Source organism: Sphingomonas sp. GW821-FHT04B01, assembly GCF_059420425.1.
This window is the reverse complement of record NZ_JBWKTR010000002.1, coordinates 336,852-351,386: the sequence shown is the minus strand read 5'-3', so window position 1 is coordinate 351,386 and position 14,535 is coordinate 336,852. Positions and strand designations below refer to the sequence as shown.

The window sequence follows — 14,535 nt, the reverse complement described above, 5'->3', positions numbered from 1 at the left end:
CGCGTCAGGCGGCCTGCCGGATCGGTTGATCGCGATGCGGCGCGTAGAAGTCGGCGAGCATGCGCTTGACCACCGCGGCGTCGGGCTGCTGGTTGACCGCGTTGCGGAACTCGGCCGAGCCGGTCAGCCCCTTGGTGTACCAGCCGATATGCTTGCGTGCCATGTTGACGCCGGTGACGTCGCCATAATGGTCAAGCATCGCATCGTAATGCTCGGTGATGACGCGATATTGTTCGTCGAGCGACGGGTCGGGACGACGCTGGCCGGTGGCGAGAAACTCCATCACCTGGCCGAGCAGCCACGGGCGGCCATAGGCACCGCGGCCGATCATGATGCCGTCGGCGCCCGACTGGTCGAGCGCGGCGACGGCGTCGTCGATCGTGCAGATGTCGCCGTTGGCGATGACCGGGATCGTCACCGCATCCTTGACGGTGCGGATGAAGCGCCAGTCGGCCTGGCCCTTGTACATCTGGTTGCGCGTGCGGCCGTGGACGGTGATGAGCTGCACGCCGAGATCCTGCGCGATGCGCGAGAGTTCGGGCGCGTTGAGGCTGTCGAGATCCCAGCCCATCCGCATCTTGAGCGTGACCGGCGCCTTGACCGCCTTGACCACCGCATCGACGAGTTGCGCGGCAAGCTTGAGGTCGCGCATCAGCGCCGACCCGGCGTCGCCGTTGGTGACCTTGCGCACCGGGCAGCCCATGTTGATGTCGATGATCGCGGCGCCGCGATCCTCGGCGAGCTTCGCCGCCTCCGCCATCTCATAGGGGGTGCAGCCGACGAGCTGCATCGAGACGGGCTCTTCGGACAGATGCCACGCCGCCTTCTGGATCGACTGGCGGGTCTCGCGGATCGCCGCCTGACTGGCGATCATCTCGGTGACGTTGAGACCCGAGCCGTAGCGGCGCACGAGCGTGCGGAACGGCATGTCGGTGACGCCGGTCATCGGCGCCAGGACGACGGGCTGGTCGATCCGCACGGGACCGATCTGGATGGGCGTGAGAGCTGCCATGATCTGCCTGAAAATTGGGCATCTCCCTAGCGGCTTGCGGCGGTGCTGGCAAGGTTGCGGGCGGGCGGCTAGAGCGACGCGATGACGGATCGACCTTCGACGACGGCGCTGATCGTGGCGGCGGGCAGCGGCTCGCGTGCCGGCGGCGCGCTCCCCAAACAATATGCGATGGTGGCGGGCAAGCCGCTGCTCGCGCATGCCTATGCCGCCTTCGCCCGCCATCCCGCGGTGGACGAGGTGGTGGTGGTGATCGCCGCGGGGGCCGAGGCGATGGCCGAAGCGGCCCTCGGCGACGTACCGACGGTGGTGGGCGGCGCGACGCGGCGCGAGTCGGTGGCGCGCGGGCTGGCGGCGGTGAGCGGCGCGCGAGTGCTGGTCCACGATGCGGCGCGGCCGTTCGTGCCGGCGGCGGTGATCGACCGCGTGCTGGCGGCGCTCGACGAGGCGGAGGCGGCGATGCCGGTGCTGGCGGTGGCGGATACGTTGGTACGCGACGGCGCGGTGGTGCCGCGCGACGGCTTGGTGCGGGTGCAGACGCCGCAGGGCTTTCGCGTCGACGCCCTGCGCGCGGCGCATGCCGGCTGGCCGGCGGCCGACGAGGCGACCGACGACGCGCAGATGGTGCGGCGGCTTGGCGGGAGCGTCGCTTTGGTGCAGGGCGATGCGATGCTCGACAAGGTAACGCATCCAGACGATTTCGCCGCCGCAGAAGCGCGTGTGACCCGGGAGACGCGCAGCGCGTCGGGGTTTGACGTGCACCGGCTCGAGGCGGGCGAGGAATTGTGGCTCGGCGGGGTGCTGATCCCGCACGACAAGGGGCTGTCCGGCCATAGCGACGCCGATGTCGCCCTGCATGCGCTGACCGATGCGTTGCTCGGGACGATCGCGGCGGGGGATATCGGGACGCACTTTCCGCCTTCCGACCCACAGTGGAAGGGCGCCGATTCGGCGCAATTCCTGCAGCATGCCGCGACGCTGATCGCCGACAAGGGCGGCCGGATCGACTTCGTCGACCTGACGCTGATTTGCGAGGCGCCCAAGATCGGGCCGCATCGCGAGGCGATGCGCGCGCGGATCGGTGCGCTGCTCGGCCTGAGCGAGAATCGGGTGAGCATCAAGGCGACGACGACCGAGCGGCTCGGCTTCACCGGCCGCGGCGAGGGCATCGCCGCGCAGGCGGTCGCGACCGTGAGCCTGCCGCGATGAGGGCGCTGGTCGCGATCGTCGCGCTGCTCGCCGCCTCGTCGGCAGAGGCGCAATCGCGCTGCATCACCACGCCCGAGGCGGAGGCGATGACGCTGGTGGCGCTGCCCGACATCATCCAGCAGACCGGGATCATCTGCACGACGCGCCTGCCCTCCTCCAGCCTGATCCGGCGGACGGACAGCGAGTTTCTCGGCCGCTACCGCGACGCCGCGGACCGTGCCTGGCCGAATGCGCGCGCGGCGATCGTCAAACTGTCCGATCCGATGATCGATTCGCTGCTCCAGTCGGAATTCGCGCGGCCGTTGCTCACCGCGGCGCTGGCGCCGTTGCTGGTTGGGCGGATCAATCCGGCGGACTGCGGGACGATCGACCGCTTCGTCACCCAGCTCGCGCCGCTGCCGCCGCAGAACACCGCGGGGGTGATCGTCACCACCTTGCGCTATTTCAAGGCGGAGAAGGCGAAGGGCAAGGCGATCGCGGTGCCCGACCTGCCGCTTTGCCCGGAGGGCCAACGCTGATGGACACCGTCCTTCCCCGCGAGCTGATCGAGGCGGCGACCCGCGTCGTCGAGGCGAACCGCGCCGCCGGCCGCACGATCGCCGTCGCGGAAAGCTGCACCGGCGGGCTGGTCGCCGCGGCGATCACCGAGGTGCCGGGCTCGTCCGACGTGTTCGGTGCGGGTTTCGTCACCTATTCGAACGACGCCAAGATGAAGCTGCTTAAGGTGAACAGCGACGTGCTCGAGACGTTCGGCGCGGTATCGATCGCGGTGGCGTGGAGCATGGCGCAGGGCGCACTCGCCAACAGCGGCGCGGACGTCGCGGTGGCGATCACCGGCGTCGCCGGGCCGGGCGGCGGCTCGATCAAAAAACCGGTCGGCACCGTCGTCTTCGCGCGCGCCGAGAAGGGCGGCGATCCGTCCGACGTCCATGCCGATCGCAAGGCGTTCGGCGATCTCGGCCGCGGCGGAATCCGGCTTCAGGCGGCGCTGGTCGCGCTCGAACTGCTGCTGCCGTAGAGGACCTTGGCGCGATCCTCGAACGCGCCGATCATCCGGCGCAGCGCGACGCCGAACACCTGCCCCGCCAGCATCTCGAACATCCGGTTCTTGAACTGGAAGTCGACCGCGAAATCGACCGCGCAGCCGCCCGCCTCGGGGCGGAAGCGCCAGTCATTGTGCAGATATTTCAGCGGCCCATCGACATATTCGACATGGATCGTCTCGGCACGCGTCTTCTCGACCTTCGAGGTGAAGGTCTCGCGCAGCCCCTTGAAGCCGACGATCATGTCGGCGAGCGTCGCTGTGTCGCTGTCCTGGCGCACGCGCATCGCGCTGACCCAGGGCAGGAACTCCGGGTAGCGCTTCACGTCGGCGACCATGTCGAACATCTGCTCCGGCGTGTAGGGCAGATGGCGCGTCTCGGAATGTTTAGGCACGAACGCTCGCGGTCGGCGCGACCGCGCCCTGGGCGAGCTTGGCGGCACGGGCATCGCGCATCTTCGCGAAATCGTCGCCGGCGTGATAGCTCGACCGGGTCAGCGGCGACGAAGCGACCAGCAGGAACCCCTTGGCGCGCGCAATCGCGGCATAGCTGTCGAACGCCTTGGGCGTGACGAATTCGGCGACCTTGGCGTGGCGCGGCGTCGGCTGGAGATACTGGCCCATCGTCAGGAAATCGATGTCCGCCGAGCGCATGTCGTCCATCACCTGATGCACTTCGAGCCGCTGTTCGCCGAGGCCGAGCATGACGCCGGACTTGGTGAAGATCGACGGATCGAGCTTCTTGACGCTCTCCAGCAGGCGGATCGACGCATAATAGCGCGCGCCGGGCCGGATCGTCGGATAGAGCCGCGGCACCGTCTCGAGATTGTGGTTGTAGACGTCGGGGCGCGCCGCGACGATCGCCTCGACCGCCGCCTCGTGCTTGTTGCGGAAGTCGGGGGTCAGGATCTCGATCGTCGTCTTCGGGTTCGACCGGCGGATCGCCTCGATCACCTTGACGAACTGCTTCGCGCCGCCGTCGGGCAGATCGTCACGATCGACCGAGGTGACGACGATATGTTCGAGGCCCATCTGCGCCGCGGCATCGGCGACGTTGTTGGGCTCCATCGGATCGACCGCGCGGGGCATGCCGGTCTTGACGTTGCAGAAGGCGCAGGCCCGCGTGCAGGTGTCGCCGAGGATCATCACCGTCGCATGCTTCTTCGACCAGCATTCGCCGATATTCGGACAGGCCGCCTCTTCGCAGACGGTGGTCAGGCTTTTCGAACGCATCAATTCGCGCGTCGCGGCGAAGCCGGCGCTGGTCGGCGCCTTGACGCGGATCCAGTCGGGCTTGCGCAGGCGTTCCGGACGGGCGAGCGGGGTCATCTCGTTCATGATCCGCGAGATAGCGACTCCCGGGTTTGTGAACAACCGTCATGCCGTTTGTGAAGAAGCTTTGCCCGCCGCGCGTCGGGGGGACCCTCCCCGCAAATATGCGTTATAGCAGCCGAAACGGACACATGATGGAGGTACAATGACCGATTTCGCCGATATGGTCGAAGGCTATCGCCGGTTCCGCGCCAATGGCTGGACCGAACAGCGCGAGCGCTGGAGCCAGCTCAGCCAGGGCCAGGACCCCAAGGTGATGGTAGTCGCCTGTTCGGACAGCCGCGTCGACCCGATGCAGATCTTCGACGTCGCGCCGGGCGAGATCTTCACGGTACGCAACGTCGCCAACCTCGTGCCGCCGTTCGAGACGAGCAAGGGCTATCACGGCGTCTCCGCCGCGGTGGAATTCGCGGTGACGCAGCTCGAGGTGCCCGAAGTGGTGGTGATGGGCCACGCGTCGTGCGGCGGTTGCGCCGCGGCGCTGTCGGGCGGGTTCAAGGACAGCAAGCCGGGCGAAGGCGGCTTCATCTCCGACTGGGTCGGGCTGCTCGACGATGCGCGCGACAAGGTGAAGGCGGAGTTCGGCGACGGCGCCGATGCGAAGCGCGAACTGGAGCATGAAGCGGTGCGGGTCAGCATCGCCAACCTGCGCACCTTCCCGTTCGTCGCGGACCGCGAGGCCGCGGGCACGCTCAAGCTGCGCGGGGCGTATTTCGCGATCGCTGACGGCCAGCTGCACGTGATGGACGACGACGGGGTGTTCGCACCGGCGTGACGAAATGATTCAGCCCTCGCCCGGGCGAGCAGGGCAATCGCAGTTGACCATTTGGAGTGTAGCGACGGCATTCCTATTCCGTCATGCCGGACTTGATCCGGCATCCCGCTTCTTCGCACCGTCCGGAGAAGCGGGACCCCGGATCAAGTCCGGGGTGACGGAGTGGGCTTGGAATGTACTCCGAATCCCACGGAGGGCCAAATGCGATAGCCCTGCTCTGGCGGGGGAGGATTTAAAGTGATCGCGCGTAGATGAAGTCGTCGCACAGCGTCGCGCCGACCCGATATTGGCGGCGGCCGGCGATCGCGAAGCCCTGTCGTTCGTAGAAGCGCCGCGCGCGATCGTTGCCGCCGTAGACGCCGAGGAGCAGGCGGGTCCTGCCCATCACCCGCGCGTCGTCGACCGCGCGCGCCATCAGCGCCTGCCCGAGGCCCGAGCCATAAGCGGCCGGCAGCGTATAGATGCGGCGGAGTTCGATATCGCCCGCATAGATCGTCAGCGGCAAATGGGGCGTGGTGAGCAACGTATAGCCGACCGGCGCGGCGCCATCGGGATGCTCGGCGAGCGTCACCACGCTGGCCGGATCGTTCGTCCATGCGGCGAAGCGCTCGGCCGAACTGTGCTTCGCGACATGCGCGACGATGTCGGCACCGTCGAGGATGCCGGCGAAGGTGGTGAGAAAGCTTGCGGCCGCCACCAGTGCGACCGCGGGCGCATCCTCCGGGGACGCGCGCCGCAGCCGCCAGGTCATCAGCCGACGATCTCTTCGGGCTTGAAGAAATAGGCGATCTCGATTTCGGCATTCTCGTCCGAATCCGAGCCGTGCACGCTGTTCGCCTCGATCGACTCGGCGAGTTCCTTGCGGATCGTGCCGGGCTCGGCGTTCGCCGGATTGGTCGCGCCCATGATGTCGCGGTTGCGCTGCATGGCATTCTCGCCCTCGAGCACCTGCACGACGACCGGACCGGAGATCATGAAGCTGACGAGGTCGTTGAAGAACGGACGCTCGCGGTGGACGGCGTAGAAGCCCTCGGCCTGCTCGCGGGTCATCTGGATGCGCTTGGACGCGACGACGCGCAGGCCGGCCTCTTCGAGCATCTTGGTGACCGCACCGGTCAGGTTGCGGCGGGTGGCATCGGGCTTGATGATCGAAAAGGTACGGTTCGCGGCCATGATGGTCACGGGCTCCTGTCTTGAACGGGCGGAAAGTGGCGCCGCCCTAGTCGGGGGGCGCCGGCTTTGCAACCGCTTCGGCGGGGTAGCGAAACCGGCGCCGGACCGCGACCTAGGCCGCCTGTTCCCAGCGGCCGGCGTCATTCTGTTTCCAATAGCGCCGCTCGACGCCGTCGCGACCGCCGAGCGCGCGCCACGCGTCGCGCGCCGGGCGGATGAACTCGTCCTCGAAGACATGGAAGGCGCGGTCGAAGTCGAGCGCGGCGTCGCGCCATTCGCCGTCGACCAGCGCGACGTAGCGGGCGCCGTTCGCGGCGCGAACCTCGGGTGCGATGAGGATCGGCTGGCGGGCGTCGTCGCCGGCGCCGAGCTGGGCGTGCGGCAGGAAGCTGTCGGGCCGATAGACCCAGAGCAACCGGTCGAGTTCGGCGCGCTGCTCGTCGCGGGCGCTGACGATCAGCAGCCGGTTGCCGGTCTCGACCACCTTCGCGGCGATCTGCGGCAGCGCGCGGTCGAGCGGGGTTGCGGTGAGATGGTAGAAGTCGACCTGCATCGGGCCGGGGTAGCGTGGCGGTGCGGCGACGTCACCCCTCGTGGTGACGCGTGGGTCGGTGCGGTCGGTGGTTGGGGGGAGCTACGGCGGTCGCTTTCAAATGCGCTTCGTCACCCCGGGCATGCCCCGGGGTCCCGCTTCTACCGACGATAGGGAGAAGCGGGATGCCGGATCAGGTCCGGCATGACGGGGCGTGTGAGGACGGTCGCGCCGTCCCGATCAGCGATCTGCACCAGCTCTGCCCCTCCCGTGCAGGAAGGGGCGCAACGGCGGTCAGGCTTCGAAATGATCGGCGATGGCGCGGTCGAGGAGGCGGACGCCGTAGCCGGTGGCGCCCTTGTCGTAGGTGGCGCCGGCCTTGTCGCTCCACACCATGCCGGCGATGTCGAGATGCGCCCAGGCGACGCCCTCGTCGACGAAGCGCTGGATGAACTGCGCCGCAGTGATCGAGCCGGCGCCGCGCGGGCCGACGTTCTTCATGTCGGCGATCGGCGAGTCGATCAGCTTGTTGTAGGCGTCCGACAACGGGAAGCGCCACAATTTGTCGCCGGTCGCGAGGCCGGCGGCGAGCAGCGTGTCGGCGAGGCCGTCGTCATTGGCGAAGACGCCGCCATATTCGTTGCCGAGGCTGACGATCATCGCGCCGGTCAGCGTGGCGAGATCGATGATCGTCTTCGGACGGAAGGTCTTCTGCGTCCAGGTGATCGCGTCGGCGAGCACCAGCCGGCCCTCGGCGTCGGTGTTGAGGATCTCGATCGTCTGGCCGGACATCGAGGTGACGACGTCGCCGGGACGCTGTGCGTTGCCGTCGGGCATGTTCTCGACGAGTCCCATCACGCCGACGACGTTGAGCTTCGCCTTACGCGCGGCGAGCGCCTTCATCGTGCCGGCGACCGCGCCGGCGCCGCCCATGTCCCACTTCATGTCCTCCATGCCCGCGCCTGGCTTGAGCGAGATGCCGCCGGTGTCGAAGGTCACGCCCTTGCCGACCAGCGCGAGCGACGGATCGCCCTCGCCCGCCCCGTTCCACTTAAGCGCGAGGATGCGCGCCTCGCGCACCGAGCCCTGGCTGACGCCGAGCAGCGCGCCCATGCCGAGTTCAGCCATCTCCGCCTCGTCGACGATGATGATCTCGAGCCCCAGCCCTTCGACGCTGGCGCGGACCTGTTCGACGAAGCTTTCGGGATAGAGGATGTTGGGCGGCGCGGCGACGAGGTTGCGGGTGAGGTCGAGACCCTGGGTGACCGCATGCTGCGCCGCCCAGGCGGCGTCGGTGTCGGCGGGGGCGCCGACGATGGTCAGCGTGGCGAGCGTCGGCTTCTGCTTTTCGGGCAGCTTGGTGCGATATTGGTCGAAGCGCCACGCGCGCTGCGCGGCGGCGGCGGCGAAGCGCGCGGCGGCCTTCGCGGTCGGGCTGGCGGCGGAAAGATCGGTGGTAACCTCGGTGGCGCCGGAGGTGAGCAATCTCGCGACGAGCGCGCCGCCCGCTTTCTCCCAATCCGCCTCGCCATTGGCACCGACGCCGAGCAGCAGCACCTGGCGCGTGGCGTCGCCCTCGGCGACGAACAGCTCGACGATCGCGCCGGCCTCGCCGTCGAAGCGCGCGGCGCGGGCCGCGGCGGTGGCGAGCGCCTGATGCCCGTCGCCGAGCCCCGCCCAGCTGGCACGGCCGGCGAGATCCTTCTCGATCGGCAGCGCGAGGATCGCAGGGGCGGTGGAAGCGGCGGACGAGAAGGCGATCTGCATATAGGGTGACTTCCTGGGACGAGAACAGGCGCATGATCTAAGGTCGCCGGGCGGCAAGCACAACGATTGCAGCGCCGCGCGGGTGATGCGATAGGCGGGCGTGGGGTGCGGCGCCGTTCAGGGCGGGGCCGGCCACGCCGAAAGGGTATTCGGATAATCGTGTTGCGTTTCGACCTTATGGCCGGCTGTGCGCTCGCCGCGGCCCTCCTCGTCGCACCGGCGGCGGCGCAGGACCTGCAGAACCGCCCGGTCGCGCCGCCACCGGCGAGCGATCCCGCCTTGGCGACGCCCGCCGGCGACGATCAGGTGCAGTTCAGCGCCGGCAGTCTCGACTATGACAGCAACGCCGACATGGTCACCGCGCTCGACGAGGTGCGGATGTTCCGCCAGGGCGACCGGCTGCGCGCCGACAAGGTGGTGTGGAACCGCAAGACCGGCAAGGTCGTCGCGACCGGCAACATCGCGGTCACCAATCCGCAGGGCGACGTCGCCTACGGCGATTCGATCGAGCTGACCGATTCGCTGAAGGACGGGGTCGTCCAGAACATGCTGGTCGTGCTCGAACAGGGCGGCCGGATGGCGGCGGAGCGCGGCACGCGCCGCACCGACGGCTCGATGCAGCTCGACAAGGCGGCGTATACGCCGTGCGCGGTGCAGACCTCCGAAGGCTGCCCGAAGACGCCGTCGTGGCAGATCACCGCGGTGCGGATCACCTATCGGCCCGATCGCGAGCGCGTCTATTTCGGTGGCGGCCAGTTCCACCTGTTCGGCTTGCCGGCGCTCCCCCTGCCCGCTTTCTCGATGCCGGTCGGCGGCGGTTCGGAAAGCGGCCTGCTCGCGCCCGACCTCCAGCTCGACCGGGTCAACGGCCTCGAACTGGTGACGCCTTATTATTTCCGGCTGGCGCCCAACAAGGGGCTGACGCTCACCCCGCACGTCTTCTCCGCGGTGCTGCCGATGATGCAGGCGCGCTACGAGGCGCTCGGCACCAACGGCGCGTTCCAGGTGACCGGCTACGTCACCGAGAGCCGGCGCAGCGACGATCTCAACACGGTGACGCCGACCGATACCGAACGCGCGTTCCGCGGCTATATCGACGGCATCGCACGCTACCAATTGACCCCCAATTGGAGCGTCAGCGGATCGGCGCGCATCGCCAGCGACCGCACCTTCCTGCGCCGCTACGACATCTCGCGCGACGACCGGCTGCGCACCACCGCCTCGCTCGAGCGGATCGATCCCAACACCTATTTCGCGCTGACCGGCTGGTACATTCAGACGCTGCGGGTCAACGATCCGCAGGGCAACCAGCCGATCGCGCTGCCCGAGATGGACTTCCGCAAGCGGATCGATCTCGCCGGCGGCAAATTGCAGTTGCAGGCGAACACGCTGGCGATCACCCGTACCGAGGGACAGGACACGCAGCGCGCGTTCGTCGCCGGGCAATGGGACCTGCGGCGGCTGACCAACTGGGGCCAGGAGGTGACGTTCACCGCCTACGCCCGCGCCGACGCCTATAACACGCACAATTCGCTGCTGACGACGGTCGCCAGCTATCGCGGCATCGACGGCTTCCAGGCGCGCGCGATCGGCGCGCTGGCGGCGGACATCAAATGGCCGTTCGTCGGCGAGTTCCTCGGCGGCACGCAGCGGCTGACGCCGCGGTTGCAGATCGTCGCCAGCCCCAAGGTCGCCAATCTCGACGTGCCCAACGAGGATGCGCGTGCGGTCGACCTGGAGGATTCGAACCTGTTCGCGCTCAACCGCTTCGCCGGCTACGACCGGTGGGAGGACAGCAGCCGCGCCACCTATGGCGCGGAATGGGCGGTGGCGGTGCCCGGCATGACCTTCGACACGGTGATCGGCCAGAGCTATCGCCTGTCGGAGCGGCCGACGATCCTGCCGAGCGGTACCGGGCTGAGCGACCGCTTTTCCGACTTCGTCGGGCGCACGACGCTGCGCATCCGCGACTTCGTCTCGATCATCCACCGCTACCGGCTCGACAAGGACGGCCTTGCGGTGCGCCGCAACGAGGTGGATGCGACGATCGGCTCGCGCTCGACCTATGTCCTCGCCGGCTATCTGCGGCTCAACCGCAACATCTTCCCGGCGATCGAGGATCTCCAGGATCGCGAGGAGGTGCGGCTCGCCGGCCGCGTGCAGTTCGCGCGCTTCTGGTCGGTGTTCGGCTCGACCGTCATCGACCTCACCGACCGCAGCGAGGACCCGCAGTCGCTGTCCGACGGCTTCGATCCGATCCGCCACCGGCTCGGCGTCCAATATGAGGACGACTGCCTGCGGCTCGGCATGACGTGGCGGCGCGACTATCAGGATACGGGCGACGCGCGCTCGGGCAACAGCTTCCTGTTGACGCTGGCCTTGACCAACCTCGGTCGCTAAGCCGCAGTTCAGATGGATCGGGGCATGACCGGAATAGGCGTCGTGCCCGATGCGCGACGCCGAGCTTTGGGGTAACGGAAGAACGTGACGCAGAACAATCGACGCAGCGCCCGGATCGGTCGCACCATGAGCTGGCTCGCGCTGGCGGCGATCGCCACCGGCGCGGTCGCGCAGACGGTGCCCGACCAGCAGGTGCCCGAGACCAACCTCAACATCCCCACCAATCTGCAGATTTTCGGCAAGCTCGACCCCAACGTGCGCAAGCCGACCGCGATCGTCAACGACACGGTCATCACCGGTACCGACGTCGACCAGCGGCTGGCGCTCACCGTCTTCAACAACGGCGGCCGCGGCCCGGCGGCGGAGCAGGTCGACGAGTTCAAGTTGCAGATCCTGCGCCAGCTGATCGACGAGACGCTGGAGATCCAGGAGGCGAAGACCGCCGAGATCACCGTCACCGCGGCCGAGCTCGACCAGAGCGAGGCGGGTCTCGCCAAGCGGTTCAACATGACCGTGCCGCAATTGCGCGTCGCGCTGCGCAAGGCCGGATCGTCGGAGCGGTCGCTGCGCCGTGCGATCGAGGGCGAGCTGGCCTGGAGCCGGTATCTGCGCCGCAAGATCGAGCCGTTCGTCAACGTCGGCGACGAAGAGGTGAGCGCGATCCAGAAGCGGATCGAGGCATCGCGCGGCACCGAGGAATATAATCTGCGCGAAATCTACCTGAGCGCGAACGACGCCAACCGTGCCGAGGTGTTCGCCAAGGCCAAGCAGATCATCGGCGAGATCCAGAAGGCGCAGCAGCCGTTCGAGCTGTTCGCGCGCAACTATTCGGAAGCGTCGACGCGCGGCGTCGGCGGCGATCTCGGCTGGATCCGGCTGGTGACGCTGCCGCAGCCGCTCGCCGATGCGGCGCAGCAGATGCAGGTCGGCCAGGTCGCCGGCCCGATCGAGACGCCGGGCGGCTTCTCGATCCTTTATCTCACCGACAAGCGCACGATCGGTGCCGCCGACCCGCGCGATGCGCGGCTCAGCCTGAAGCAGCTCACGGTCGGCTTCCCCGCCGGCACGACGCAGGCGCAGGCGCAGGTGCGCGCCGCGACCTTCGCCAAGACGGTCCAGTCGATCCAGGGCTGCGGCACGGTCGAGAAGGTCGCCGCGACGATCGGCGCCGAGGTGGTCGACAACGATTCGGTCCGCATCCGCGACCTGCCGCCGCAGTTGCAGGAGATCCTGCTCAAGCTGCAGGTCGGTCAGGCGACCCCGCCGTTCGGTTCGCCGACCGAGGGCGTCCGCGCGCTGGTGCTCTGCGGTCGCGACGATGCGCAGCAATCGGCGGTGCCGGGTGCGGCGCAGATCCAGGGCCAGCTCGAACAGCAGCGCGTCAACCTGCGCGCGCAGAGCAAGCTGCGCGATCTGCGCCGCGACGCGGTCATCGAGTATCGTTGACATGAGCCAGGCGCCGCTCGCGATCACGATGGGCGATCCCGCCGGGATCGGGCCGGAGATCGTCGCCAAGAGCTGGGCGGTGCGGGCGCTGCGCAGCCTGCCGCAGTTCGCGCTCGTCGGCGATCCCGCAGCGGTGCGGCGGGTGTGGAGCGGGCCGGTCGAGGCGATCGACGATCTCGATGAGGCCGCGGCGGTATTCGACCGTGCGCTGCCGGTGCTGGCGGTCGGCGATGCCGGACCGGTGACGCCGGGCGCACCCGAGGTCGGCGGTGCGAAGGCGGCCTTGCAGGCGCTGGAACGGTCGATCGCCTTGGTCCGCAGCGGCGCGGCGCGGGCGCTGGTCACCGGACCGGTATCCAAAGCGCAATTGTACGGCATCGGCTTCAACCATCCCGGCCAGACCGAATTCGTCGCCGAACGCTGCGGCATCGCCGCGGAGGATGCGGTGATGATGCTTGCCGGGCCGAGCCTGCGCGTCGTGCCGATCACCGTCCACGTGCCGCTGGCGCAAGTGCCGTCGTTGCTGTCGGTCGAGCTGATCGTCGCCAAGGGCCGCGCCACGGCGCTGGGGCTGACCCGCGATTTCGGGATCGCCGCGCCGCGGCTCGCCTTCGCCGGGCTCAACCCGCATGCCGGCGAAGGCGGTGCGATCGGGCGCGAGGAGATCGACATCCTCGCACCGGCGATCGCGCAACTGCGTGCCGAGGGGATCGACGCGACCGGGCCGTTCCCCGCCGATACGCTGTTCCACGCACGAGCCCGCGCCGGCTATGATGCGGTGCTCTGCTGCTACCACGATCAGGCTTTGGTGCCGATCAAGACGCTGCATTTCGACGAGGGCGTCAACATCACGCTCGGCCTGCCGATCGTGCGGACCTCGCCCGATCACGGCACCGCTTTCGGCATCGCCGGCCGCGACGAGGCGCATCCCGGCGCGATGATCGCGGCGATCGCGCTGGCGGGTCAGGCGGCGGACCGGCGCGCGCGGGCATGACCGACGCACCTGCGGGCGGCAAGCTGCCGCCCCTGCGCGAGGTGATCGCGCGCTACGGGCTCAACGCCAGCAAGGCGCTGGGCCAGAATTTTCTGTTCGACGGCCAGTTGCTGGCACGGATCGCGGCGGTACCGGGGGATCTCGATGGCGCGGAGGTGCTCGAGGTCGGGCCGGGGCCCGGCGGGTTGACCCGCGCGCTGCTGGCGGCGGGGGCGAACGTCACCGCGATCGAGCGCGACCGGCGCTGCATTCCGGCGCTGGCGGAACTGGGCGAGGCCTATCCCGGCAAGCTGCGCGTGATCGAGGGCGACGCGCTGGCGGTGGATGCGCCGGCGCTGTTCGCCGGGCGACCGCATATCGTCTCCAATCTGCCCTATAACGTCGGCACTGCGTTGCTGGTCGGCTGGCTAACCGCGGAATGGCAGCCGTGGTGGCAGTCGTGCACGCTGATGTTCCAGAAAGAGGTCGCCGAGCGGATCGTCGCCTCGGCGAACGACGACGCCTACGGGCGGCTGGCGGTGCTGAGCCAATGGCGCTCGTCGGCGCGGATCGCGATGCCGGTGCACCGCTCGGCCTTCACCCCGCCGCCCAAGGTGATGTCTGCCGTGGTGCATATCGTGCCGGGCGAGGCGCCGGAGGGGGTCGAGGTGCGCGTGCTGGAGCGAATCACCGCGGCGGCGTTCGGCCAGCGACGCAAGATGCTGCGGCAGAGCCTGAAGGGCGTGCCGGGGGCCTTGGCCGGGCTGGAGCAGATCGGGATCGATCCGACGCGACGGGCGGAGACGGTGAGCGTCGACGAATTCGTCGCGCTGGCGCGGGTGGTGGGCGGCGCGAGTTGAGCCTAGAGGCCTGATGC

Annotated in this window: 15 protein-coding genes; 8 read left to right on the top strand and 7 right to left on the bottom strand. The window is 68.7% G+C overall.

Features of this window, described 5'->3' with window-relative positions:
• Nucleotides 1-4: 4 nt before the first annotated feature.
• Nucleotides 5-1,012, bottom strand: a complete 1,008-nt coding sequence (dusB, locus tag AC07UH_RS07880) for a tRNA dihydrouridine synthase DusB (RefSeq protein ID WP_495180224.1) — start codon at nt 1,010-1,012, stop codon at nt 5-7.
• 81 nt (nt 1,013-1,093) lie between these two features.
• On the opposite strand from dusB, the gene AC07UH_RS07875 reads away from it, so the two are divergent.
• Genes AC07UH_RS07875 through AC07UH_RS07865 form a run of 3 tightly spaced genes read left to right on the top strand, consistent with a single transcriptional unit; the run spans nt 1,094 to nt 3,236 of the window.
• Nucleotides 1,094-2,218, top strand: a complete 1,125-nt coding sequence (locus AC07UH_RS07875; protein ID WP_495180225.1) for a bifunctional 2-C-methyl-D-erythritol 4-phosphate cytidylyltransferase/2-C-methyl-D-erythritol 2,4-cyclodiphosphate synthase — start codon at nt 1,094-1,096, stop codon at nt 2,216-2,218.
• On the top strand, nt 2,215-2,736 hold the full coding sequence (locus AC07UH_RS07870; protein ID WP_495180226.1) for a hypothetical protein: 522 nt from the start codon (nt 2,215-2,217) through the stop codon (nt 2,734-2,736). Before AC07UH_RS07875 ends, AC07UH_RS07870 begins: the two co-directional genes overlap by 4 nt.
• Entirely contained in the window at nt 2,736-3,236 is a 501-nt protein-coding gene (locus AC07UH_RS07865; RefSeq protein WP_038659336.1) for a CinA family protein, read from the top strand. Before AC07UH_RS07870 ends, AC07UH_RS07865 begins: the two co-directional genes overlap by 1 nt.
• Here AC07UH_RS07865 and AC07UH_RS07860 read toward each other — a convergent pair.
• Both AC07UH_RS07860 and lipA read right to left on the bottom strand, forming a co-directional pair.
• Nucleotides 3,197-3,655 (bottom strand): type II toxin-antitoxin system RatA family toxin, encoded by a 459-nt coding sequence (locus AC07UH_RS07860; RefSeq protein ID WP_038659333.1) that lies wholly within the window; start codon nt 3,653-3,655, stop codon nt 3,197-3,199. The genes AC07UH_RS07865 and AC07UH_RS07860 overlap by 40 nt on opposite strands.
• The gene (lipA, locus tag AC07UH_RS07855; protein WP_495180227.1) at nt 3,648-4,598 is read right to left on the bottom strand and encodes a lipoyl synthase; all 951 of its coding nucleotides are present in this window, start codon (nt 4,596-4,598) and stop codon (nt 3,648-3,650) included. Before lipA ends, AC07UH_RS07860 begins: the two co-directional genes overlap by 8 nt.
• A 139-nt stretch (nt 4,599-4,737) precedes the next feature.
• On the opposite strand from lipA, the gene AC07UH_RS07850 reads away from it, so the two are divergent.
• Entirely contained in the window at nt 4,738-5,367 is a 630-nt protein-coding gene (locus AC07UH_RS07850) for a carbonic anhydrase (protein WP_495180228.1), read from the top strand.
• Nucleotides 5,368-5,599: 232 nt separating this feature from the next.
• On the opposite strand, the gene AC07UH_RS07845 is transcribed toward AC07UH_RS07850, so the two are convergent.
• From AC07UH_RS07845 to AC07UH_RS07830, 4 genes are all read right to left on the bottom strand, one after another.
• Entirely contained in the window at nt 5,600-6,118 is a 519-nt protein-coding gene (locus tag AC07UH_RS07845; RefSeq protein ID WP_495180229.1) for a GNAT family N-acetyltransferase, read from the bottom strand.
• On the bottom strand, nt 6,118-6,540 hold the full coding sequence (ndk, locus tag AC07UH_RS07840; protein ID WP_038659321.1) for a nucleoside-diphosphate kinase: 423 nt from the start codon (nt 6,538-6,540) through the stop codon (nt 6,118-6,120). The genes AC07UH_RS07845 and ndk overlap by 1 nt, the downstream gene beginning before the upstream one ends.
• Before the next feature lie 112 nt (nt 6,541-6,652).
• The gene (locus AC07UH_RS07835) at nt 6,653-7,093 is read right to left on the bottom strand and encodes a DNA polymerase III subunit chi (protein WP_495180230.1); all 441 of its coding nucleotides are present in this window, start codon (nt 7,091-7,093) and stop codon (nt 6,653-6,655) included.
• Nucleotides 7,094-7,366: 273 nt separating this feature from the next.
• Entirely contained in the window at nt 7,367-8,839 is a 1,473-nt protein-coding gene (locus tag AC07UH_RS07830) for a leucyl aminopeptidase (protein WP_137897302.1), read from the bottom strand.
• A 177-nt stretch (nt 8,840-9,016) separates the two neighbouring features.
• Between AC07UH_RS07830 and AC07UH_RS07825 the strand changes: the two genes are divergently transcribed.
• The 4 genes from AC07UH_RS07825 (at nt 9,017) to rsmA (ending at nt 14,518) form a co-directional block, all read left to right on the top strand.
• The gene (locus AC07UH_RS07825) at nt 9,017-11,239 is read left to right on the top strand and encodes an LPS-assembly protein LptD (protein ID WP_495180490.1); all 2,223 of its coding nucleotides are present in this window, start codon (nt 9,017-9,019) and stop codon (nt 11,237-11,239) included.
• A 126-nt stretch (nt 11,240-11,365) separates the two neighbouring features.
• Nucleotides 11,366-12,685 (top strand): peptidylprolyl isomerase, encoded by a 1,320-nt coding sequence (locus AC07UH_RS07820; RefSeq protein WP_245640824.1) that lies wholly within the window; start codon nt 11,366-11,368, stop codon nt 12,683-12,685.
• Nucleotide 12,686: 1 nt separating this feature from the next.
• Nucleotides 12,687-13,679, top strand: coding sequence for a 4-hydroxythreonine-4-phosphate dehydrogenase PdxA (gene pdxA / locus AC07UH_RS07815; RefSeq protein ID WP_495180231.1), 993 nt, complete (start codon nt 12,687-12,689; stop codon nt 13,677-13,679).
• Nucleotides 13,676-14,518, top strand: a complete 843-nt coding sequence (rsmA, locus tag AC07UH_RS07810) for a 16S rRNA (adenine(1518)-N(6)/adenine(1519)-N(6))-dimethyltransferase RsmA (RefSeq protein WP_495180232.1) — start codon at nt 13,676-13,678, stop codon at nt 14,516-14,518. The genes pdxA and rsmA overlap by 4 nt, the downstream gene beginning before the upstream one ends.
• Nucleotides 14,519-14,535 lie beyond the last annotated feature (17 nt).